This is a genomic window from Cellulomonas sp. Root137 (genome assembly GCF_001426725.1).
Classification (GTDB): Bacteria; Actinomycetota; Actinomycetes; order Actinomycetales; family Cellulomonadaceae; genus Cellulomonas.
In genome coordinates, this window is record NZ_LMFG01000002.1 from 473,073 (window position 1) to 494,604 (window position 21,532).

The 21,532-nt window shown below is 73.7% G+C and carries 18 protein-coding genes; 15 read left to right on the forward strand and 3 right to left on the reverse strand.

What is annotated here, in order from left to right:
- Window positions 1–35: 35 nt before the first annotated feature.
- From ASD18_RS14655 to ASD18_RS14665, 3 genes are read left to right on the forward strand one after another with little or no spacing between them, the layout of a single operon-like run.
- On the forward strand, window positions 36–500 hold the full coding sequence (locus tag ASD18_RS14655) for an SAV_6107 family HEPN domain-containing protein (RefSeq protein WP_162251752.1): 465 nt from the start codon (window positions 36–38) through the stop codon (window positions 498–500).
- A gap of 46 nt (window positions 501–546) precedes the next feature.
- The gene (gene dinB / locus ASD18_RS14660; protein WP_056093382.1) at window positions 547–1,821 is read left to right on the forward strand and encodes a DNA polymerase IV; all 1,275 of its coding nucleotides are present in this window, start codon (window positions 547–549) and stop codon (window positions 1,819–1,821) included.
- A gap of 40 nt (window positions 1,822–1,861) precedes the next feature.
- On the forward strand, window positions 1,862–2,263 hold the full coding sequence (locus ASD18_RS14665) for a DUF3040 domain-containing protein (RefSeq protein ID WP_056093385.1): 402 nt from the start codon (window positions 1,862–1,864) through the stop codon (window positions 2,261–2,263).
- Here the strand turns inward: ASD18_RS14665 and ASD18_RS14670 are convergent.
- Genes ASD18_RS14670 through ASD18_RS14680 form a run of 3 tightly spaced genes read right to left on the reverse strand, consistent with a single transcriptional unit; the run spans window position 2,208 to window position 6,738 of the window.
- Window positions 2,208–4,493, reverse strand: coding sequence for a DUF3488 and transglutaminase-like domain-containing protein (locus ASD18_RS14670; RefSeq protein ID WP_056093388.1), 2,286 nt, complete (start codon window positions 4,491–4,493; stop codon window positions 2,208–2,210). The genes ASD18_RS14665 and ASD18_RS14670 overlap by 56 nt on opposite strands.
- Window positions 4,490–5,737 carry a DUF58 domain-containing protein gene (locus ASD18_RS14675; RefSeq protein ID WP_056093391.1) on the reverse strand — a complete coding sequence of 416 codons (1,248 nt, stop codon included), beginning with the start codon at window positions 5,735–5,737 and terminating at the stop codon, window positions 4,490–4,492. Before ASD18_RS14675 ends, ASD18_RS14670 begins: the two co-directional genes overlap by 4 nt.
- The gene (locus ASD18_RS14680; RefSeq protein ID WP_056093394.1) at window positions 5,737–6,738 is read right to left on the reverse strand and encodes a MoxR family ATPase; all 1,002 of its coding nucleotides are present in this window, start codon (window positions 6,736–6,738) and stop codon (window positions 5,737–5,739) included. Before ASD18_RS14680 ends, ASD18_RS14675 begins: the two co-directional genes overlap by 1 nt.
- Before the next feature lie 369 nt (window positions 6,739–7,107).
- Here ASD18_RS14680 and mraZ point away from each other — a divergent pair, with 369 nt between their 5' ends.
- From mraZ to ASD18_RS14740, 12 genes are all read left to right on the forward strand, one after another.
- Window positions 7,108–7,584, forward strand: a complete 477-nt coding sequence (gene mraZ / locus ASD18_RS14685; RefSeq protein WP_055921977.1) for a division/cell wall cluster transcriptional repressor MraZ — start codon at window positions 7,108–7,110, stop codon at window positions 7,582–7,584.
- A gap of 148 nt (window positions 7,585–7,732) precedes the next feature.
- Window positions 7,733–8,746, forward strand: coding sequence for a 16S rRNA (cytosine(1402)-N(4))-methyltransferase RsmH (gene rsmH, locus ASD18_RS14690; RefSeq protein ID WP_056093397.1), 1,014 nt, complete (start codon window positions 7,733–7,735; stop codon window positions 8,744–8,746).
- Entirely contained in the window at window positions 8,743–9,162 is a 420-nt protein-coding gene (locus ASD18_RS14695; RefSeq protein ID WP_056093399.1) for a hypothetical protein, read from the forward strand. Before rsmH ends, ASD18_RS14695 begins: the two co-directional genes overlap by 4 nt.
- Entirely contained in the window at window positions 9,159–11,069 is a 1,911-nt protein-coding gene (locus ASD18_RS14700; protein ID WP_082574069.1) for a penicillin-binding protein 2, read from the forward strand. Before ASD18_RS14695 ends, ASD18_RS14700 begins: the two co-directional genes overlap by 4 nt.
- A 49-nt stretch (window positions 11,070–11,118) precedes the next feature.
- Window positions 11,119–12,696 carry a UDP-N-acetylmuramoyl-L-alanyl-D-glutamate--2,6-diaminopimelate ligase gene (locus ASD18_RS14705; RefSeq protein ID WP_056093402.1) on the forward strand — a complete coding sequence of 526 codons (1,578 nt, stop codon included), beginning with the start codon at window positions 11,119–11,121 and terminating at the stop codon, window positions 12,694–12,696.
- Complete coding sequence (gene murF / locus ASD18_RS14710; protein WP_056093405.1) at window positions 12,693–14,144, forward strand: UDP-N-acetylmuramoyl-tripeptide--D-alanyl-D-alanine ligase; 1,452 nt, start codon at window positions 12,693–12,695, stop codon at window positions 14,142–14,144. The genes ASD18_RS14705 and murF overlap by 4 nt, the downstream gene beginning before the upstream one ends.
- The gene (gene mraY, locus ASD18_RS14715; protein ID WP_056093408.1) at window positions 14,141–15,223 is read left to right on the forward strand and encodes a phospho-N-acetylmuramoyl-pentapeptide-transferase; all 1,083 of its coding nucleotides are present in this window, start codon (window positions 14,141–14,143) and stop codon (window positions 15,221–15,223) included. The genes murF and mraY overlap by 4 nt, the downstream gene beginning before the upstream one ends.
- Complete coding sequence (murD, locus tag ASD18_RS14720; protein WP_056093411.1) at window positions 15,224–16,654, forward strand: UDP-N-acetylmuramoyl-L-alanine--D-glutamate ligase; 1,431 nt, start codon at window positions 15,224–15,226, stop codon at window positions 16,652–16,654.
- Window positions 16,651–17,895, forward strand: coding sequence for a putative lipid II flippase FtsW (gene ftsW / locus ASD18_RS14725; protein WP_056093414.1), 1,245 nt, complete (start codon window positions 16,651–16,653; stop codon window positions 17,893–17,895). The genes murD and ftsW overlap by 4 nt, the downstream gene beginning before the upstream one ends.
- On the forward strand, window positions 17,888–19,024 hold the full coding sequence (murG, locus tag ASD18_RS14730; protein ID WP_056093416.1) for an undecaprenyldiphospho-muramoylpentapeptide beta-N-acetylglucosaminyltransferase: 1,137 nt from the start codon (window positions 17,888–17,890) through the stop codon (window positions 19,022–19,024). The genes ftsW and murG overlap by 8 nt, the downstream gene beginning before the upstream one ends.
- A complete protein-coding gene (gene murC / locus ASD18_RS14735; RefSeq protein ID WP_056093419.1) occupies window positions 19,021–20,436 on the forward strand; it encodes a UDP-N-acetylmuramate--L-alanine ligase in 1,416 nt (471 codons plus the stop codon). The genes murG and murC overlap by 4 nt, the downstream gene beginning before the upstream one ends.
- Window positions 20,433–21,449 (forward strand): cell division protein FtsQ/DivIB, encoded by a 1,017-nt coding sequence (locus tag ASD18_RS14740; protein WP_082574070.1) that lies wholly within the window; start codon window positions 20,433–20,435, stop codon window positions 21,447–21,449. Before murC ends, ASD18_RS14740 begins: the two co-directional genes overlap by 4 nt.
- Window positions 21,450–21,532 lie beyond the last annotated feature (83 nt).

Genomic DNA, 21,532 nt, shown 5'->3' on the forward strand with positions numbered 1-21,532 from the left:
AGAATGGATCGAGGGCACAGGAAGGGGATGGCGGGATGCAGCAGCAGCTCGAGCAGCGCGGTGGACCGAGCAGTGCGGCGCCGACCCCTGCCCGCGTGCTCGACCTCCTGGGCCGGGCCGACGCCGAGCTGTTGGCGGCGCAGTTCTCGTCCGAGCCGTGGGAGCAGCTGTCGCACGCGCACCTCGCTGCCCTGCGTGCAGGGGCCGCCGTGGTCGCCCTCCGCGGGACGCCGTCGGGGCGTCGGGCGCCGCGCACGGTGTGGAGCATGCTCGTCGCGGTCGCCCCGGAGCTGGGTTCGTGGACGACGTACTTCGCGGAGGCGGCACCCTTGCGGTCGGCGGTCGACGCGGGACGGTTCGAGCTGGTGGGTCCGGAGCGGGCCGAGGAAGCCGTGTGCGCAGCGGAGGACTTCGTCGACGCCGCCCGTGAGCTCGTGCACGGCGGTGTGGATGCCGTGGCGGGCCGGACCCTGCGCATGCGTGCCCAGCGGGCGTCGTGACTGGCGCCGGTCGGCCGGTCGGCGGGCCCGACGACCCCGTGCAGCCATGAGTCGCGGACCCCGGTCGGCTGAGGCCAGGCGCGACTGGGGTCGCGAGGAGGTCGGCTGCTCGATCCTGCACGTCGACATGGACGCGTTCTTCGCGTCGGTGGAGCTGGCCCGTCGGCCGCAGCTCCGGGGCCTGCCGGTGATCGTCGGTGGCGCGACGCGCGGCGTGGTCCTGGCGGCGACCTACGAGGCTCGGGCGTTCGGTGTGCACTCGGCGATGCCCATGGCCACGGCGCTGCGCCAGTGCCCGCAGGCGATCGTCGTGCCCCCCGACCACCACGCGTACCACGAGGTCTCCACCGGCGTGATGCAGCTGCTCGGTGACATCACCGCGCTCGTCGAGCAGGTGAGCGTCGACGAGGCCTTCCTCGACGTGGCGGGCGCCCGCCGACGCCTGGGGCCGCCCACCGTCATCGCCCGGCTGATCCGCCGGCAGGTCCAGGAGCAGTTCGGGATCACGTGCTCCGTCGGCATCGGATCCACCAAGTTCGTCGCCAAGCTCGCGTCCGGCCAGGCCAAGCCGGACGGCGTTCTCCTCGTCCCTCGGGCGGCGACGGTCGAGTTCCTGCGCGTGCTGCCCGTCGGGGCGCTCTGGGGGGTGGGTGAAAAGACGGAGGCTGCCCTGGCGCGCTTCGGGATCCGGACGGTGGCGCAGCTCGCCGACAGCGACGTGTCCACGGTGCAGCACGCGGTCGGCAAGGTGGCGGGCTCGCACCTGTTCGACCTGTCGTGGGGTCGCGATCCGCGGCCGGTCAGCCCGGGCCGCGAGGAGCGCTCGCTCGGCGCGGAGGAGACGTTCGTGACCGATGTCGCCGACCTCACCGTGGTGCAGGAGAAGGCGCGGGACCTGGCCGACCGGTGCGCCGTCCGGCTGCGCAAGAACGGCCTGGTCACGCGCACGATCACCGTGAAGATCCGGACCTCCGACTTCCGGACGCTCACCCGGTCACGCACGCTGGTCACCCCCACGGACGTCGGGCGCGAGATGTTCCTGGCGGTGCGGGAGCTGCTCGCGGGCGTCGATCTCGGTGGGCTGCCGGTCCGGCTCGTCGGGGTGCGTGCCGAGGGTCTGTCCCGTGCCGCGTCGACGATCCGTCAGCCCACCCTCGAGGAGGCGTCGGACGAGCCCGTCCAGTCCCGCCGGGACGCGGAGCTGACCATGGACCGGGTCCGCGAGCGGTTCGGACGGGCGGCGATCAGGACCGGGGCTCCTCAGGCTGGGGGAGTATCCTCCGGCTCGACTACCACCTTCGTTCCGGCGGATCTATCCTGAACCGGACGACAGGTCCACATAGCTGACAACGGGGGTCAGGATGCCTCTCTCGGAGTACGAGCAGCGCGTGCTCGAGCAGATGGAACGCCAGTTGACCTCTGACGATCCGCGGCTCGCCAACACGCTGACTCAGCGCGGGCATCGCCCGTTCGGCCGATACGTCATCGCGGGAGTTGGTGCGTCTGTCGGTCTGCTGCTGCTCGTCCTTGGCGCGGCCAACGGCCTGCCGTGGCTCGGCGTCATCGGCTTCGTCGTGATGTTCGCCGCCGTCGCGTTCGCCTTCGCGGCGCCGCAGCGCTCCGGACACCGATCCGGTCCGCGCGGGGTGGTGCAGAGCGACGGTCAGGTCAAGCCGGCAACGCCGCCGACTCGTCAGAAGAGCAGCTTCATGTCCCGTCTCGAGGAGCGCTGGGAGCGGCGCCGCGGCGAGAGCGGTCACTGAGCAGGCTCTCCACCCCGCTCATCAGCTCGTCCACCCACCCGGCCAGCACCTCCGGGTCGACCGAGGGCTGCTCCGGCGCGTAGAGGTCCCGCTCGACCGTCCGCGCCAGCGACTCCAGCGCGTCGACCGACGATCCGGTCAGCGGTGACCCTGCGGCCTGCCGCAGCTGCTCCTGCACCGAGACGACGACGGTCCGCGGCGTCTCCGCGTCCGTCCACGTGACCCCGCGCGCACCGAGGCGGCGCCGGGCGCGCAGCCAGGCGCGCTCGGGGGTCAGGTCTGCGCGGAAGCGGGTGCGGCGCCGGATGAGGGCGAGCCCGAACGACGCCACGGCCAGCACGATCGCGACGGTCACCGCCACGGGGAGCCAGGCCTGCTCGTCGTCGTCGGTGCCCGCCGACGACGTCGAGCCGCCGGGCGCGGAGGAGGAGGTCGCGCCGGGCAGGGGAACAGGCACCTGGTCGTCGGGGATCGTGTCCGGGGCGGAGATGCCGACGAACGGGTCGCTCCAGCGCGGGGGAGCGCCGGTCTGCTCGCCGGGGGTCGGCTCGAACCGCACCCAGCCGGAGCCCTCGAAGAACAGCTCGGGCCAGGCGTGCGACTTCTGGCCGGACACGACGTAGCCGCCGTTGCGGTCCGACTCACCGGGCAGGAAGCCCACGGCGACCCGGGCGGGGATGTCGAGCGAGCGGGCCATCATCGCCATCGAGGTGGCGAACTGCACGCAGTAGCCGCGGGTGGACTGCAGGAAGTCCCAGACGGCGTCGTCCGACTGGGACGGAGCGACGCGGGTGTCGTAGGTGAAGTTCGTCGTCGCGCGGAAGTACGTCTGCAGCGCCATCGCCTGCTCGTACGGCGTGGTCGAGCCCTCGGTGATCTCGCGGGCGAGCGCGGAGACGTCGTCGGAGTGCGTGGTCTGCGGCACCTCGAGGGAGGCACCGTCGTCCCCGGGGTCCCCGACCTCCGCGCCGACCAGGTCCTCCTTGGTCAGCGAGGGGATCTCCACCTGCATCGCGTAGGTCATGCCGTCGAACGTGCCGCGTCGGCCGACGACCTCGTCGCGCCCCGGGTCGTACTCCCACCCGCCGCGCACGTCCACGGTGCGCGGGAAGGTGCTCACCGGGAGGCGCCGCTCGCGCAGGTTGTCCACCTCGAGCCGGACGTCGGCGAGGGTCCCGCGGTCCGCGTCGGGCGTCGTGCCGAGGATGGTGGGGTCCGAGGACAGGAGGGTCGAGGGGTCCCAGCCGGTGAGCTCGAGGGAGTCGGACCGGTCCCACTCGTGGCCGTCGAACGTGGTGAGCGTGAAGGCGCGCAGGGGTCCGACGTCGTTGGCGGTGACGTTGGTGGCGTCGGACGCGCTCGGTGAGGGGGCGGGGTCGGCGCCGGCGTCCGCGACCACGGGTGCGACCGTGTACCGCAGGACGACCTGGCCGGAACGGGAGCCCAGGCTCTCGCGCAGGTCGAGGTTGTCGCTGAGGGACATCGGGCCGACCGGACCGGTTCCGAAGCTGGGCATGCGCATGGTCGCCCACCCGGGGAAGGCCGCGACGGCGGGACCGGCCAGGAGCGTGGCGACGATCAGCGAGACCGAGCTCAGGACCGCGACGGAGGTCCGCCGGGCGCGGTCGCTGTGGGCGGTCGCCGGGGCTGCGCTCAGCGCGAGCAGCAGGAGGTAGAAGAAGGCGGTCCAGGCGATCGCCCAGCCGCTGGCCGGGAAGCCGAGGATGATCGCGGGCACCCACAGCCCCGCGAACGCGATGCCGGACAGCGCGGGCGCGCCCAGCCCGATCGCGACGAGGTCCGCCAGCAGGAAGACCGAGACCGCCCCGACGACGACGAGCAGCTCGGCGGGACGGACCCCTGCCATGGGCACGAGGGACGCGTTGATGACCGCGACACCCTCGCGCGCGGTCGCGAGCGTCCGGTCGAGGGAGCCGGAGTCCGGGAGGACCTGCAGCCGGCCGGGGGGAGCCCCGTACCGGACGAGCACGATGGCGGCGGCGACGATCGTCCCGGCGAGCGTGGGCGCCCACCACGAGCGCGTGACGGCGCGCACGCCGATGACGACCGCCGCGACGACGAGCACGATCAGCCACGTCGCGACGAGCCAGCTGCCGCGGACGACCAGGCCGGTGAGCGCGAAGAGGCTGGCGCAGGTCGCCGCCGCGCAGAGTGCCGACCCCAGCGCCGACCGCGGTCCGCGGGGAATCCGGAGCGTGCGCCCGGTCACTGGGCCGACCCCAGCAGACGCAACCAGCAGTCCACGATCGGCTCGCCCGGTGTCACTCGGCAGGCACGCCAGCCGGCCCGACGCAGGGCCTTGATGGTGTGCTCTGCCTCCGCCTCGTGCGCGGGGGTGTCGGCGCGGACGACCGCCCAGGCCTGAGCGGTGTCGGCGACGTGCGCGAGCGCGGCGCGGGCGGACGCACCGAGCGGGCCCAGGACGGCCAGGACGATCTCCCCGCCGGCGTCGCTGGTGTGCAGCAGGTGGGCGGCCGAGACGAGCTCGGCCTCGCCCTGGGCGGCGGTGCGCGGCGCCTCGAGGTCGATGGTGCGATCCAGCACCGCGCTGCGGGCGCCGGGTCCGGAGCGGTCGTGCACGAAGGCGAGCGGGTACGGGCTGGCGTTGTCCCGCAGGCCGCTGACGAGTCGGACCGGGTGGCCGCCGTCGAGCATGGCGAGCGACATGGACGCGGCCAGGGAGATCGACCACTCGAGGCTGGCGACCTTGGCGGGCAGGTCGAGCAGGACCGAGACGGGCCGCATGCCGGCGCGCTCGTCCGAGCGGACCATCAGGGCACCCTTGCGGGCGCTGCTGCTCCAGTGCACACGGCGCAGGTCGTCGCCCTCGCGGTAGTCGCGCAGCGAGGCGTCGTCGGTCGACGGGCTCCGCGCGCCCAGGGCCACCCGGTCCGGCTCGCCCACGAGCACGTCGCTCGGGGTGGGGAGCGGCACCACGGCCGGCCACACGGACACCTCGGCCTGGTCGCCGAGGGTCGCCGACGTGCGCACGACGCCGAACGGGTCGCTGCGGGTGACCACGAGCGGACCCAGCGGCCAGCGACCGCGTCGCGCGGCCTGCACGGCGTACGTCACGGTCACGCGGCGCGGGGCGCGCGTCACCCGGGCGCGCAGCGGGCGTCCGCCGGACAGCTCCGTGGCGGCCTGCTCGGCGAACTTCAGGCCCGCCAGCCGCACGCGCGCGGCGGGGTCGGTGGCGGCGATGACGACCTCGATCTGCGCCTCGTCGCCCGCATGCACGGGGTTCGGCCGCGCCCGCCGCTGGACGTTCAGCCGGTGCTTGCCGCGACCGGGGTCCAGCACGCCGACCCCGACGGCCGCCGCGACGACGAGCAGGAGCGCGAGCGTGCCGATCCGGACCAGGTCGACCGCCCCGAGCACGACGCCGAGCTGCAGCGCGACGACGCCGGCGCCGGCGAGCGCCCAGCCTCGGGGTGTGGGCCGGAGTCGCATCAGCCGATCGCGCGTCGCGAACGCGCGGTGCCCGCCGTCGACGGGAGCGGGATGCGGTCGAGGATGTCGGCGACGATGTCCGACGTGCTGCGGCCGGACAGGCGCGACTCGGTGCTCGGCAGGAGGCGGTGCGCGAGCACGGGGACGCCGAGCTGCTGCACGTCGTCGGGCAGCACGTGGTCCCGGCCGTCCATGGCGGCGAGGGACTTGGCGGCCCGCAGCAGCTGGATGGCGGCGCGGGGCGAGGCGCCGAGCCGCAGGCCCGGGTCCTCGCGGGTGGCGGTGACGAGGTCCACGACGTACCGCTTGATGCCGGGCGCCGCGTACAGCCGGCGCGCGGTCTCGATGAGCGCCTTGACCTGCGCGGCGTCGGTGACGGGCCGGAGGGTGTCCAGCGGGTCGGACGTCTCCTGCAGGTCGAGCATGTCGAGCTCCGACTCGATGCTCGGGTAGCCCACGGTCAGCCGGGCCATGAACCGGTCGCGCTGCGCCTCGGGGAGGGGGTAGGTGCCCTCCATCTCGACGGGGTTCTGGGTGGCGACCACCAGGAACGGCCGCGGCAGCGGGTAGGTGCGGCCGTCGACGGTCGCCTGCGCCTCCTGCATGCACTCCAGCAGCGCGGACTGCGTCTTGGGCGAGGCGCGGTTGATCTCGTCGCCGATGACCACGTGCGCGAAGACGGGCCCGGGCCGGAACTCGAATTCGTGGGTCTGCGACCGGAAGATGTTCACGCCGGTGAGGTCCGACGGCAGCAGGTCGGGCGTGAACTGGATCCGGCCGACGGTGCAGTCGATGGTCTTGGCCAGCGCCTTGGCGAGCGTCGTCTTGCCGACCCCCGGGACGTCCTCGAGGAGCAGGTGCCCCTCGGCGAGCAGCACGGCGACGGTGACGCGCACGAGCTCTGGGCGGCCGGTGACGACCCCCTCCACAGCGGTACGCATCCTCGTGGTGATGTCGACGACGTCCTCGAGCTCACTCGTGGACGGGACGGCCTGCAGCATGACGCCTCCTTTGGCGGATCTGGGTCCGAGCCTAAAGGTCGGGCGCCCTCAGTTCATCGCCCATCGGACCCCCACTTCGCTCCACCACCCACCCGGTCCAGTGTCGGAGGAGCCCGCACCGGCGGCGATTCGTCCGATCCCTCCGGAATCGGGCAGGTGGGACGGGCGGCGACACGCCCCGGCGATGCCCGGGTGGCGCATCTCCCTCCACTTCACTCCACGCTGCTGACCTGCGGTTATGCACTCTCGATCGGGTGAATCATGCCTATCTCCGGTGGCAGGTGGAGTGAAGTGGAGTACCGTGGAGGCACGTGGTGAGGCGGGGAATGTCGCACCACGACACGCAGCGAGGGACCGGGAGGAGGCGGGGTGACGCATGAGTCGTCCGCCGGCGTCTTCGGCTCCTTCGCGCCCTTTCTCGGGACGTACACACCACGGCTCGACGAGAAGGGCCGGCTCATCCTCCCGGCCAAGTTCCGTGGTCAGCTCGCCCCTGGTCTGGTCATGACGCGCGGTCAGGAGCGGTGCCTCTTCCTGCTCCCGATGCAGGAGTTCCAGCGCATGCACGACCAGCTGCGGCAGGCGCCGGTGACCAGCCGGCAGGCCCGCGACTACCTGCGCGTGTTCCTGTCGGGCGCCTCGGACGAGCTGCCCGACAAGCAGGGCCGCATCTCCATCCCGCCGATGCTCCGCAAGTACGCGGGGCTCGAGCGCGACGTCGCCGTCATCGGCACCGGCACCCGGGTCGAGATCTGGGACCTCACCGCGTGGGAGACGTACCTGGCCGAGCAGGAGGCCGGCTACGCCGACACCGCGGAGGAGGTCTTCCCGAACGGTCCCTTCTAGACGTACTGGCCCACGGGCCGCCCGGTGAGACCTCCTCCCGAATCTCTGCCGCACTTCCCCGGTGGCAGAGGGTCGGTGGGGGATCTGGTCGGACGGCGGAGGGGCCGCCCGACCACACCATTCGTGCCACCTGGGGAGGGGAGCAGCGATGACCGAGCACACGCCCGACGACGCGGCCTCCCGGCACACCCCGGTGCTGCTGCAGCGCTGCCTCGACCTGCTCGCGCCGGCGTTCGAGGTCGAGAGCCCGGTCCTGGTCGACTCGACCCTGGGGATGGGCGGCCACACCGAGGGCGTCCTGCAGGCGTTCCCGCACGTGCGGGTGGTCGGCATCGACCGTGACACCCAGGCGCTGGAGCTCGCGGGTCGGCGGCTCGCGGCGTTCGGCGACCGGTTCACCGGTGTGCACGCGGTCTACGACGAGATCAACGACGTCCTGGACGGGCTCGGCATCCCCGCGGTGCAGGGCGTCCTCATGGACCTCGGCGTCTCGTCCCTGCAGCTGGACGAGCGGGAGCGCGGATTCTCCTACTCGGCCGACGCCCCGCTGGACATGCGCATGGACGCGACCACGGGGCAGACGGCGGCCGACGTGCTCAACACCTACGACGAGCGGGAGCTCGCACGCATCCTGCGCGTCTACGGCGAGGAGCGGTTCGCGCCGCGGATCGCCCGGGCCATCGTCGCGCAGCGCGCCCGGCGTCCGCTCGAGCGCACGGGGGAGCTGGTGAGCATCGTGCGCGCCAACATCCCCGCGGCCACGCGCAAGACCGGCGGCAACCCGGCCAAGCGCACGTTCCAGGCGCTGCGCATCGAGGTGAACGGCGAGATCGAGGTGCTGGAGCGTGCGCTCCCGCAGTCGATCGAGGCGCTCGCCGTGGGCGGCCGGATCGTCGTCGAGTCGTACCACTCGCTCGAGGACCGGGCGGTGAAGCGCGCGCTGGCCGTCGGAGCGACGTCGAGCGCCCCGCCGGACCTGCCCGTCGAGCCGGAGACGCACGCGCCGTTCCTGCGGCTCGTGACGCGCGGCGCCGAGGAGGCCGACGAGGCCGAGCTGGCGCACAACCCCCGGTCGCAGTCCGTCCGGCTCCGCGCCGCCGAGCGCACCCGTCCCACCCCTGACCACCTGACGCCACGTCCGACCGGAAGGAGGGCAGCATGAGCGCCCAGTCCGCTGCCCGAGTGAGCACCGCTCGCGCCTATCCCACCCCGGCCCGCCCGAAGGCGGCCCCGGCACCCCGACTTCGTGTCGTCCGCGCGCCGGAGCACGCCAGGACGCGCGTGCCGTTCATCCTTGCCTGCATGGCCGTCCTCGCCGGTGCGCTCCTGTCCGCGCTGCTGCTCAACACCTCCATGGCGGCGAGCGCGTACGCCAAGTACGACCTGTCCAACGAGCTGGGCCGGCTCAACCAGGACGCGCTGGGCCTGACGGCGGAGCTGGACGCCAAGGCGTCGCCGACGCAGCTGGCTGCCGCGGCCGCCGCGCTCGGCATGGTGCCCACCAACGGCACCGGCTGGCTCCGGCTCGCCGACGGCAGCGTGCAGGGCGCCCCCGAACCGGCCGGAGCCGGCGGATGACGGGTCCCGTCCCCGTCGGCTCGGTGCGCCCGCGCGCCCGCACCGAGCAGACCCGTCGGCCCGTGCCGTCCAACCGCGCGACCGGGACGACGGTTCCGCGGCAGCGGCCACCTGCCGGTCCGCGGACGGTCGTCGTCCCGCCCGGCACCCGCGGCGGCAGACCACCGGTCGGACCCGTGCGGCCCGGTTCCCGCCGTCGCATGGCCTTCCTCACCGTCCTCGTGGTCCTGGCGCTCGCCGTCTTCGGCGGGCGCCTGGTCTACGTCCAGGGGCTGCGCGGGTCGGCCATCGCCGAGGAGGCGCGCAACTCGCGGCTCATCTCCGTGTCGCTGCTCGGCGGGCGCGGCGAGATCACGGATGCCGACGGCAAGCCGCTGGCCACCTCCGTCGAGCGCTACGACATCTCGGTGAACCAGAAGCTGGTCGCCGACTTCACGGGCACGCTGAACCCGCCGGTCCCCGACGGGCCGGCCGGCGTCGCCGCGATCCTGGCGCCCCTGCTCGACATGAACGCCGCCGAGCTCGGCGGCTCGCTGGTCGGCGACCGTCAGTTCGTCTACATCCGCAAGGGCGTGCTGCCGGAGGTCGCCCGCGAGGTGCGCAAGCTCGGGCTCAGCGGCGTCAACGTCGACCGGGTGGCCGAGCGCGTGTACCCGAACGGCACGCTCGCCGGGAACGTCATCGGGTTCGTCAACTCCAACGGGGTGGGGCTCGCCGGGCTCGAGGCGTCGCTCAACCCGCGCCTCACCGGCACGGCCGGCAGCGAGACGTACGAGAGCGGCCGCAAGGGCCAGGCGATCCCCGGCGGCTACTCGCAGGACACTCCGGCGACGCAGGGCGACTCGCTGCAGCTCACTCTCCTGTCCGACGTGCAGTGGAAGGCGCAGTCGGCGCTCGACGCCCAGGTCGCCGCCACGGGGTCGGACTCCGGGTCGCTCATCGTGATGGACACGAAGACGGGGGAGATCTACGCGCTCGCCGACTCCGGCTCCGTCGACCCCAACCACCCCGGTGAGGCGTCCGGGTCGCTGTCCAGCGCGGTCTCCGACGTGTTCGAGCCCGGCTCGACCGGCAAGGTCATCACGATGGCGGCCATCCTCGACAACAAGATCGCCGACCCGCTCTCGCAGTGGGAGGTGCCGTACACGTACTCCCCGGACGGTCACGAGACGTTCAAGGACTCGCACGAGCACGGTCTCCTGCGGCTGACCACGACCGGCGTGCTGGCGGAGTCGTCGAACACGGGCACCGTGATGATCGGCCAGAACCTGCCCGTCCAGACCCGGTTCGACTACCTGTCCAAGTTCGGCTTCGGGGCGAAGACGGGTATCGAGATGCCGGGGGAGTCCAACGGCATCCTGCACCCGGTCGACGCCTGGCAGCGCCGCGACAAGTTCGCCGTGCTGTTCGGGCAGGCGGTCTCGGTCACGGCGGTCCAGGCCACGCAGGTGTTCGCCACGATCGCGAACGGCGGCGTGCGCGTGCAGCCGCACATCATCAAGGGGTGGACGTCGCCGGACGGCACCTACACGCCCGCGGCGGCGCCCGCGTCGATGCAGGTGGTCTCGCCCGAGACCGCGAAGACGGTGCTCACCATGATGCAGAGCGTCGTCGACGACGGCACGGGCTCGAACGCCCAGATCCCCGGGTACCAGGTGGCCGGCAAGACCGGGACGGCGCAGAACTGGGTGGGCGGTGTCCAGGGCATCACGTCGTCGTTCATCGGTGTCGCCCCCGCTGACAACCCGCGCATCGCGGTCGCCGTGATCCTGCACAACCCCCGGACCTCGGTCTACGGCGGGACGGTGGCGGCGCCGGTGTTCAGCGACGTCGCCGGCTACACGCTCAGCGAGCTCGGCGTCGCGCCCTCCGGGACGACAGGGACGCTCTTCCCGACGACGTGGTGACCACCCGCTCCCGGGCGTCCCGCGGTGGCGCGCGGGGTAGATTCTCCCCATGACGACCCCCGCTCGGATGCGCCCGCTGCATCCCGCGGCCCATCGGGTCGCCGACCTCGTCTCGACGTTCGGCCTGGTCACGCGTGGTGCCCCGGTCCCGGCAGGCGCCGTCCTGACCGGTGTGAGCCTCGCCAGCGGTGACGTGGTCGCGGGTGATGTCTTCGTCGCGGTGACGGGCTTCAAGGTGCACGGCGCCACCTACGCGGCGCAGGCGGTCGACGCCGGCGCGGTGGCGGTGCTCACCGACGAGGCCGGGCTGGCGGTCCTGGAGGACTCCGGGCTGGCCGACCACGTCCCCGTCCTCGTGACGCAGGACCCGCGCGCGGTGGCGGGACCGGTCGCGGCGTGGGCGCACGAGGCGCCGGGCGAGCACCTGGTCACCGTGGGCGTCACGGGCACCAACGGCAAGACCACGACGTCGTACTTCCTGGACGCCGCCCTGCGCGCGGCGCACGCCACGACAGCCGTGCTCGGCACGGTCGAGCTCCGGATCGGCGAGGACGCGGTGGAGAGCCCGCGCACCACGGTCGAGGCCCCGGCGCTGCAGGCGATCCTCGCGCTGGCCGTCGAGCGCGGGGCGACCGCGCTCGCCATGGAGGTCTCGTCGCACGCGCTCGCCCTGGGCCGGGTGGGCGGGCTGACGTTCGACGTCGTCGGGTTCACCAACCTGCAGCGCGACCACCTCGACTTCCACGGCGACATGGAGGGCTACTTCCGCGACAAGTCGCGACTCTTCGCCACCGGCCAGGCGCGCCGCGGCGTCGTCGTGATCGACGACGAGTGGGGCCGCCGGCTGGCCGCCGAGGCCCCCGTCCCGGTCGAGACGGTGGCCACCCACGTCGGGGAGCCCGAGGGGGCCGACGCCGACTGGGCCGTCGTCAAGGCCGACATCGGGCTGGACGGCGTCGGCTCGTCGTTCACGCTCCGGGGGCCGGACGGCACCGAGCACACCGCTGCGAGCCCGCTGCCCGGCATGGTCAACGTCTCCAACGCCGCCCTGGCCATCGTGCTCGCGCACGCGGCCGGGGTGGAGCTGGGCGCCGCGATCGCCGCCGTGGCCGTCGCGCACGAGATCCCCGGCCGGATGGAGCGCGTCATCGAGCGTGGCGACGGCTTCCCCCTCGCCATCGTCGACTACGCCCACACGCCCGACGCGCTCGTCCTTGCCCTCGACGCCGTGCGCCCGATCACCCCCGGACGGCTGGTGATCGTGTTCGGCTCGGACGGCGACCGCGACCAGGGCAAGCGCCCGATCATGGGCGAGATCGCGGCGCGGCTGGCCGACGTGATCGTCGTCACCGACGAGAATCCCCGTTCCGAGGAGCCGGCGGCCATCCGATCCGCCATCCTCGACGGAGTCCGGTCGCAGCGACCGGACCTGGTCGACGTGCACGAGGCCACCAGCCGCGCGCAGGCCATCCGCGACGCCCTCGCCCTCGCCTCCGAGCAGGACACCGTGATCATCACGGGCAAGGGCCACGAGCCGACCCAGGAGATCGCCGGCGTGTTCCACCGGTACAACGACCGCGACGTGCTGCTCGCAGCGCGCACCCGCCGGCAGGAGCAGCACGCGTGATCGCCCTGACGGCGGCCGAGATCGCGGCCGCGACCGGGGGAGTGCTGCGCGGCGCGGCGGCCACCGACCCGGCGCTCGTGGTCAGCGGCCCCGTGGTCGTCGACTCGCGCGACGACATCACCGGTGGGCTGTTCGTCGCCCTGCCGGGGGAGAACGTCGACGGCCACGACTACGCCTCCGTGGCGGTGGCCGGCGGTGCCGCGCTCGTCCTGGCCGCGCGTGACGTGATCGGGGCGGGTGGCACGGTGCTGCCGAGCGTCGTCGTCGCCGACGTCGAGCGTGCCCTGGGCGACCTGGCGCGCGTCGTGCTGGAGCGGCTCCGCGAGGCGGCGCTCGAGCCCGGGGGCAGCGACCTGCGCGTCGTGGGCATCACCGGCTCGGTCGGCAAGACGACCACCAAAGACCTGCTCGCGCAGCTGTGCGGCAGCGTGGGCCCGACGATCGCGCCGGTCCGCTCGTTCAACAACGAGATCGGGCTGCCGCTCACGGTGCTGCGCGCCGACGAGTCGACCCGGTTCCTCGTGCTCGAGATGGGCGCCAGCGGCCCGGGCCACCTCAGCTACCTCACGGACATCGCACCCCCCGACGTGGCCGTCGTCCTCATCGTCGGCCACGCGCACCTGGGTGGCTTCGGCGGGATCGACGCGGTCGCCGTCGCGAAGTCCGAGATCGTGCAGGGCCTGGTCTCCGACGGCGTCGCGGTGCTCAACGCCGACGACCCCCGCGTGTCCGCGATGGCCGACCTCGCGCCCGGCGAGGTCGTCACGTTCGGCGCGGCCCCGCAGGCCACGGTCGGCGTCCGCGACGTGCGCCTCGACCGCAGCGGCCGCGCGACGTTCACCCTCGTGCGACGCGGCGAGGTCGAGCGCACCGCGGAGGTCACGCTGCGGCTCGTCGGCGAGCACCACGTGCACAACGCCCTCGGCGCCGCGGCCGCCGCGCTCGCCGTCGGGCTCGAGCTGGACGAGGTGGCCGCGGGACTGAGCGCGGCTGACGCCCTGAGCCCCCACCGCATGCACGTGGTCGACCGTCCCGACGGCGTCACCATCGTCGACGACTCCTACAACGCGAACCCCGACTCCATGCGGGCGGCGCTGAAGGCGCTGGCCGTGCTGGCCGGCCGGGACCGCCGGTCGATCGCCGTGCTGGGGGAGATGCTCGAGCTCGGACCGGGTGCCCGCGAGGCGCACGACGCCATCGGTCGCCTGTGCGTCCGGCTCAACATCGGCCTGACGATCGTGGTCGGGGACGGCGCCCGCGCCATCCGCGACGGCGCCAACCACGAGGGGTCGTGGGGCGACGAGGTGGTGCTCGCCGACGACCTGGAGGTCGCGACCGCGTTCCTCGAGAGCGAGCTGCGTCCCGGGGACGTCGTGCTGGTGAAGTCGTCATACGGCGCCGGGCTGTGGAAGCTCGGCGACGTGCTGGTCGAGGGGGCCGCCCGATGAGGGCCGTCCTCATCTCCGGTGGGCTCTCGATGCTCATCGCGCTCCTGGGCACGCCCCTGTTCATCCGGTACCTCGTGCACAAGCAGTACGGCCAGTTCATCCGGCAGGACGGTCCGACGGCGCACTTCACCAAGCGCGGGACACCGACCATGGGCGGCGTCGTCATCATCGGCGCGACGCTGCTCGGCTGGATCGGGGGTCTCATCGTGACGGGGACCGTGCCGAGCGCGTCCGCCGTGCTGGTCCTGTTCCTCATGACGGGTCTCGGCGTCGTCGGCTTCCTCGACGACTTCATCAAGATCTCGCGGCAGCGCAGCCTCGGTCTGAGCGCGCGGTGGAAGATCGCCGGCCAGGGCATCGTCGGCATCACGTTCGCCGTGGCGGCACTCCAGTTCCCCAGCGACAGCTTCCGGACGCCGGCCTCCACGCACATCTCGTTCATCCGCGACACCACCCTGGACCTCGCGTTCTGGGGCGTGACGGTCGGGGTCATCCTGTTCGTCGTCTGGGCCAACTTCCTCATCACCGCCTGGTCCAACGCGGTGAACCTCACCGACGGGCTCGACGGGCTGGCCACCGGCGTCTCGCTCATCGTGTTCGGCGCGTACGTCATCGTCTGCGTCTGGCAGTTCAACCAGAGCTGCCAGTTCCTGGCCAGCGTCGGACCGCGCTGCTACGAGACGCGCGACCCGCTGGACCTCGCGGTGGTCGCGGCCGCCATCACCGGCGCGTGCTTCGGGTTCCTGTGGTGGAACGCCAGCCCCGCCAAGATCTTCATGGGGGACACCGGGTCGCTCGCCCTCGGCGGTGCGCTCGCCGGCCTGTCGATCCTGTCCCGCACCGAGATCCTCGCCGCGATCATCGGCGGCCTCTTCGTGGTCATCGTCATGTCGGACGTGATCCAGATCGGCTTCTTCAAGCTGACCGGGAGACGGGTCTTCAAGATGGCGCCGCTGCACCACCACTTCGAGCTCTCGGGGTGGGGCGAGGTCACGATCGTCATCCGGTTCTGGATCATCGCCGGGTTGTTCGTCGCGCTCGGCGTCGGCATCTTCTACGCGGAGTGGGTGGCCGGGTAGGTGTCCGATCTCGTGCTGGAGGGCGCCCTGGTGGTCGTCGCCGGGCTCGGGGTCTCCGGACGGGCGGCGGCCGAGGTGCTGGCCTCCCGGGGAGCCCGCGTGGTGCCCGTCGACGACCATGCCGACGACGTCATCGGCTCGGCGGAGCTGCTCGAGGGCTCGGTGCTGGACCGCGCGGACCTCGTCGTCGCGTCGCCGGGTCTCGCACCCCACCACCCCCTGCTAGCGGCGGCCCTGGAGCGCGGGATCCCCGTGTGGAGCGAGGTCGAGCTCGCGTGGCAGGTGCGCGTGGACCGCGCTGCCGGCGGCGGACCGGCGCCGTGGCTGGCGGTCACCGGCACCAACGGCAAGACGACGACCGTGGGCATGCTCGAGTCGATCCTGCGGGCCGCGGGGGAGAACGCCCTGGCGGTCGGGAACGTCGGGACGCCCGTGGTGCTCGCGGCCACCGACCCGACGCTCGACGTGCTCGCGGTCGAGCTGTCGAGCTTCCAGCTGCACTTCACGCACTCGATGTCCGCGCAGGCCGCCGCGGTGCTGAACATCGCGCCGGACCACCTCGACTGGCACGGCTCGCTCGACGCGTACGCCGCCGACAAGGGCCGCATCTTCGAGCGCGCGCAGGTGGCGTGCGTCTACAACCTCACCGACCCGGCGACCGAGGACCTCGTCCGCGAGGCCGACGTCGTCGACGGCTGCGTCGCCGTCGGGTTCACGGTGGGCACCCCCCTCGTCGGACAGGTGGGCATGGTCGAGGACGTCCTCGTCGACCGCGGGTTCGCCCGGCTCCGGCACACGCACGCAGCCGAGCTCGGGACGCTGGCGGACCTCCTGCAGCTGGCCGGCCCCGACGGCACGGTCCCGCCGCACGTCGTCGCGAACGCCCTCGCGGCCGCCGCGCTCGCGCTCGCGCACGACGTCGACCCGGCCGCGATCCGCGACGGGCTGCGCGCCTACGGTCCGGGCGCGCACCGGCTCGCCACGGTCGCGGTCGTCGACGGTGCGGCGTACGTGGACGACTCGAAGGCGACCAACGCGCACGCGGCCTCGGCCGCCCTCGGCGCGTTCCCCGCCGGCAGCGTCGTGTGGATAGCGGGCGGGCTGGCCAAGGGTGCCCAGTTCGACGAGCTCGTCCTCGCGCGGCGCGACCGGCTCCGCTCCGTCGTGCTCATCGGGGTCGACCGTGCCCCCTTGCGCGAGGCGCTCGCCCGACACGCACCCGAGGTCCCCGTGGTCGAGGTCGACGCCGGTGAGACTGGCACGGTGATGACCCGCGCCGTGGACCAGGCCAGGCGGCTCGCGTCCTCGGGCGCCGGGCCGGTCACGGTGCTGCTCGCCCCCGCCTGCGCGTCGATGGACCAGTTCACGTCGTACGCCGCACGGGGTGATCAGTTCTCCGCAGCCGTGCGTGCGCTCGGCGGGGACGCATGACCGCCACGACCCCGCGCCCGAGCGTGCGCCGCACGGACGACCCCGGCGCCTCGACCAGCTCGCTGCTCGGCCAGTGGAACAGCGCGGTGACCAGCTACTACGTGCTGATCGGTGCGACCGCGCTGCTGCTCGTGATCGGGCTCGTCATGGTCCTGTCGAGCTCGAGCGTGGAGTCCCTCGACGACGGTCACTCGCCGTACGCGGTGTTCCTCGACCAGGCCAAGTACGCGCTCATCGGCCTGCCCGTCCTGTTCGGCCTGTCGCGGGCGCCCGTGCGGTTCTTCCAGGCGATCGCGTGGCCCGCGCTGGCGTTCGCCATCGTCTTCCAGCTGACGGTGTTCACGCCGCTGGGCTGCGGGGCGGGCGGCAACCAGAACTGGGTCTGCGTCGGGGGCATCTCCGCGCAGCCGTCCGAGACCATCAAGCTCGCGCTGGCGATCTGGCTGGGTGCGGTGCTCGCGCGCAAGCTGTCGCTCCTGCGGCAGTGGAAGCACGCCCTGATCCCCGCCGTGCCGGTCGCCGGCGTCGCGATCCTCGTCGTGCTGGCCGGGCACGACCTCGGCACCGCGCTGGTGCTCATCATGCTCGTCGCCGGGGCGATGTTCGTGGCCGGGGTCCCCATGCGGATCTTCGGGTTCGCCGCGCTGCTGGCCGGTGGGCTGACCGCGCTGCTGACCCTCACCAGCGGCAACCGCACGGCCCGCATCACCAGCTGGCTGTCCGACGAGTGCGACGCCGCGTCGTCCTGCTACCAGACGCTGCACGGCGGCTGGGGGCTGGCGAGCGGCGGCTGGGGCGGGCTCGGCCTGGGGGAGAGCCGCGAGAAGTGGTCCTACCTGCCGGCCGCGCACAACGACTTCATCTTCGCGATCCTCGGCGAGGAGCTCGGGCTCATCGGCACCCTGCTGGTGCTCGGCCTGTTCGGCCTGCTGGCGTTCGCGATGATCCGCGTCATCCGCCGGCACACCGACCCGTTCGTGCAGATCACCACCGGCGCGATCCTCTGCTGGATCATCGGGCAGGCGCTGGTCAACATCGCGGTCGTGATCGGGCTCGCACCGGTGATCGGCATCCCGCTGCCGCTGGTGTCCGCGGGCGGCTCGGCGCTGATCATGACGATGGCCGCCCTCGGCGTGCTCATCGCGTTCGCGCGCTCGGAGCCCGGTGCCGCCGAGGCGCTGGCTGCCCGGCCCGGCGTCGTCCGTCGCTCGCTCGCCGTCATCGGGCGGTCCCGTGGCTGAGCACCGACCGCCGCCGTCCGTCCTGCTCGCCGGCGGAGGGACCGCCGGCCACGTGAACCCGCTGCTCGCCGTCGCCGACGAGCTGCTCCGACGCCACCCGAACGCCCGCCTCACCGTGCTCGGTACCGCCGAGGGCCTCGAGTCCCGACTGGTCCCGGAGCACGGCCTGCCGCTCGCGGTCGTCCCGCGCGTCCCGTTGCCGCGCCGCCCGACCCTCGACTGGTTCCGGCTTCCGGTCCGGCTGCGCGACGCCGTCCGGGCCGCGGGCGCTGCGATCGACGAGTCGGGTGCCCAGGTGGTCGTCGGCTTCGGAGGGTACGTCGCCACCCCGGCCTACCTGGCCGCGCGCCGCCGCAGGCTCCCGGTCGTCATCCACGAGCAGAACGCGCGCGCGGGCCTGGCCAACCGGTTGGGCGCCCGCTGGGCACGCTCGGTGGCCGTGACGTTCCCGGGCACCTCGCTGCGCGGCGCGCAGGTCACCGGCCTGCCCCTGCGGGCGCCGATCGCGCGCCTGATCGAACAGCGGTCCGTGGACCGGGAGGGCACGCGTGCTGCGGCAGCCACCGAGCTCGGCCTCGACGCCGCGCTGCCCACGCTGCTCGTGTCCGGCGGGTCGCTCGGTGCCGTGAGCGTCAACACGGCCGTCGCGGGCGCCGCGGCGGACCTGCTCGCCTCGGGGATCCAGGTGCTGCACCTGACGGGGGCGGGCAAGGCCGACGCCGTGCGTACCGCGCTGGTCGACGTGCCCGGTGCCGAGCGGTACCACGTGCGCGAGTACCTCACCGAGATGCAGCTGGCGCTGGCCGTCGCCGACGTGGTGATCGGGCGCTCCGGCGCGGGCACGGTGTGCGAGCAGGCCGCGCTGGGCATCCCGGCGGTCTACGTGCCGCTCCCCATCGGCAACGGCGAGCAGCGACTGAACGCCGCCGCCGTGGTCGCGGCCGGCGGTGGCCTGCTGGTCGAGGACACCGACCTGGACCCGGCGTGGGTCCGCACGCACCTCCCGGTCCTGCTGGTCGGCGACGCCGCGGCGGAGACGCGGGAGCGCATGGGTCGCGCCGCAGCCTCGGTCGGGGTGCGGGACGCGGCGGCGCGCGTGGCCCGCCTGGTGGAGGCGGAGCTGCCGTGACCGACGTCCTTCGGCCCGCCGACCTCGGCCGCGTGCACCTCGTCGGCGTGGGCGGCGCGGGCATGTCCGCGATCGCCGCCCTGCTCGCCGCCCGCGGCCTGGCCGTCAGCGGGTCCGACGCCGCCGACGGCCCCGCGCTGCCGGCCCTCCGGGACGCCGGAGTCCGGGTGCACGTGGGCCACGACGCCGCGCTCGTCGACGACGTCGACACCGTGGTGATCTCGTCCGCCGTCCGCGAGTCCAACCCCGAGCTCGCCCGCGCACGCGAGCGCGGCCTGCGCGTGCTGCACCGGTCGGAGGCCCTGGCAGCGCTGATGGTCGACCGGGACGCGGTGGCCGTGGCCGGCGCGCACGGCAAGACGACCACGTCCGCGATGATCGCCACGGCACTGCTGCACGCGGGCGCGGACCCGTCCTTCGCCATCGGTGGCACGGTCTTCTCGGTCGACGGCCCGCTCGGCGGCAGCCGCGACGGCGCGGGCCCCGCGTTCGTGGCCGAGGCCGACGAGTCCGACGGCTCGTTCCTCGCGTACGCGCCACTGGTCGCGGTGGTCACCAACGTCGAGCCGGACCACCTGGACCACTACGGCTCGGCGGAGGCGTTCGAGGACGCGTTCGTGGCGTTCGCCGGCCGGATCCGGGACCGTGGCGCACTCGTGGCCTGCGCGGACGACGCCGGTGCGGCCCGGCTGGTGGAGCGCGTGCGTGACTCGCTCGCGGACCGGGGCGTCGAGGTGGTGACGTACGGGACGTCGCCCGACGCGGACGTCCGGGTGGGTGACCTGGTGGCGGACAGCGACCGGTGGGCGTTCGGGCTGACGACCGCGGACGTGCGCACGACCGTCCGCCTGGCGGTGCCCGGCACGCACAACGCCCTGAACGCAGCGGCGGCGTGGGCGGCGGCGCGACGGCTCGGCGTGGCCGACGCTGCCGACGGCCTCGGCGCGTTCCGAGGCACGGGTCGCAGGTTCGAGGACCGGGGCACAGCGGACGGCGTGCGGGTGGTCGACGACTACGCGCACCACCCGACCGAGGTCGCCGCCCTGCTGCGCGCCGCGCGGTCGGTCGCCGGGGACGGTCGGGTCCTCGCCCTCTTCCAGCCGCACCTCTTCTCGCGCACCCGCACGTTCGCGTCCCAGTTCGGCGAGGCGCTCGACCTGGCCGACGTGGTCGTCGTGACCGACGTATACGCCGCGCGCGAGGACCCGGACCCGTCGGTGACCGGCGCGCTGATCGTGGACCGCGTCCCGACGCCGGGCAGGGCGACGTTCGTGCCCGACAGGCACGACGCCGCCCGGGCGATCGCCGGTGCCGCGCGTCCGGGCGACCTGCTGCTCACCGTGGGCGCCGGGGACGTGACCCAGCTGGCGTCCGTCGTGCTCGAGGTGCTGGCCGCGCGGGCAGACGGATGAGCCCGTCGCGACCGACGGCCCCGCGCGACGCCGCCCCGGGCCGACCGACAGCCCCTCGCAGGACCACGTCACCCGCCCGGGCGACGACGCGAGCGGCACCCGCGAAGCCGGCGACACCCGCGAAGTCGTCGACACCCGCGAGGCCGTCGACCGCGCCCACGCCGGCGCAGCAGGACGACCCGGCCTTCGGGCGCGCGGTCACCACGTACAGCGCCGGTGGTGCGCGCAAGTACGCCGGTCCGGTCGCCCCGCCCGTGGTGTCGACCAGCTCGGTCGCCCGGTTCGCCGAGCGGTCCCGCGCCCGCCGGAACCTCGCGCGCCGGCAGGTGCTGCTCGCGGTCGGGTCGGTGCTCGCTGTCGGCTCGCTCGGCTGGCTCCTGCTCATCTCCCCGGTGCTCGCGCTCGAGCCGGCGGAGGTCGTGGTCGAGGGTGCCGGGACCGTGGTCGCGGTCGACCAGGTGCTCGCGGTGGTCGACGCGCACGCGAGCACCCCGCTGCCGCGCCTGGACACGGTGCGGCTGCGCGACGAGGTGCTCGAGGTGCCCGGCGTCCGGGAGGCGCGCGTCACCAGGTCGTGGCCGCACGGCCTCGTCGTGGTGCTCGTCGCCCGCGAGCCCGTTGCCGCCGTCCCGGAGCAGTCCAGCGCCGCGACCCACGGCGCGCCCGGTTTCGCGCTGCTCGACATGGACGGCGTCCAGGTCGGCCGCGTCGACGCCGCGCCGGACGGCCTGCCGGTGGTGGACGTGCCGGTGGGGGACAAGCGCACGCTGACCGCGGTGCTCAGCGTGCTCCAGAGGCTGCCGGTCGAGCTGCTCGCCCAGGTGGGTGGCGTGTCGGCGCGGACCCAGGACACCGTGACCATGAGCCTGCGCGACGGTGTGCGCGTCGACTGGGGGAGCGCGAGCGAGACCCCGCTGAAGATCGCGGTCCTGTCCGCCCTGCGCGCGTCGCCGGCCGCTGCCGGAGCGACCGTCATCGACGTGTCCGCGCCCCGCCTGCCCATCACGAAGTGACGGGCGCGGGCGAGTTTCTCAAGCAACTCCCGACACGCGCGGCGCGGTCGTTGCTCGACGTCCGGACGGCACCTAGCGTCACG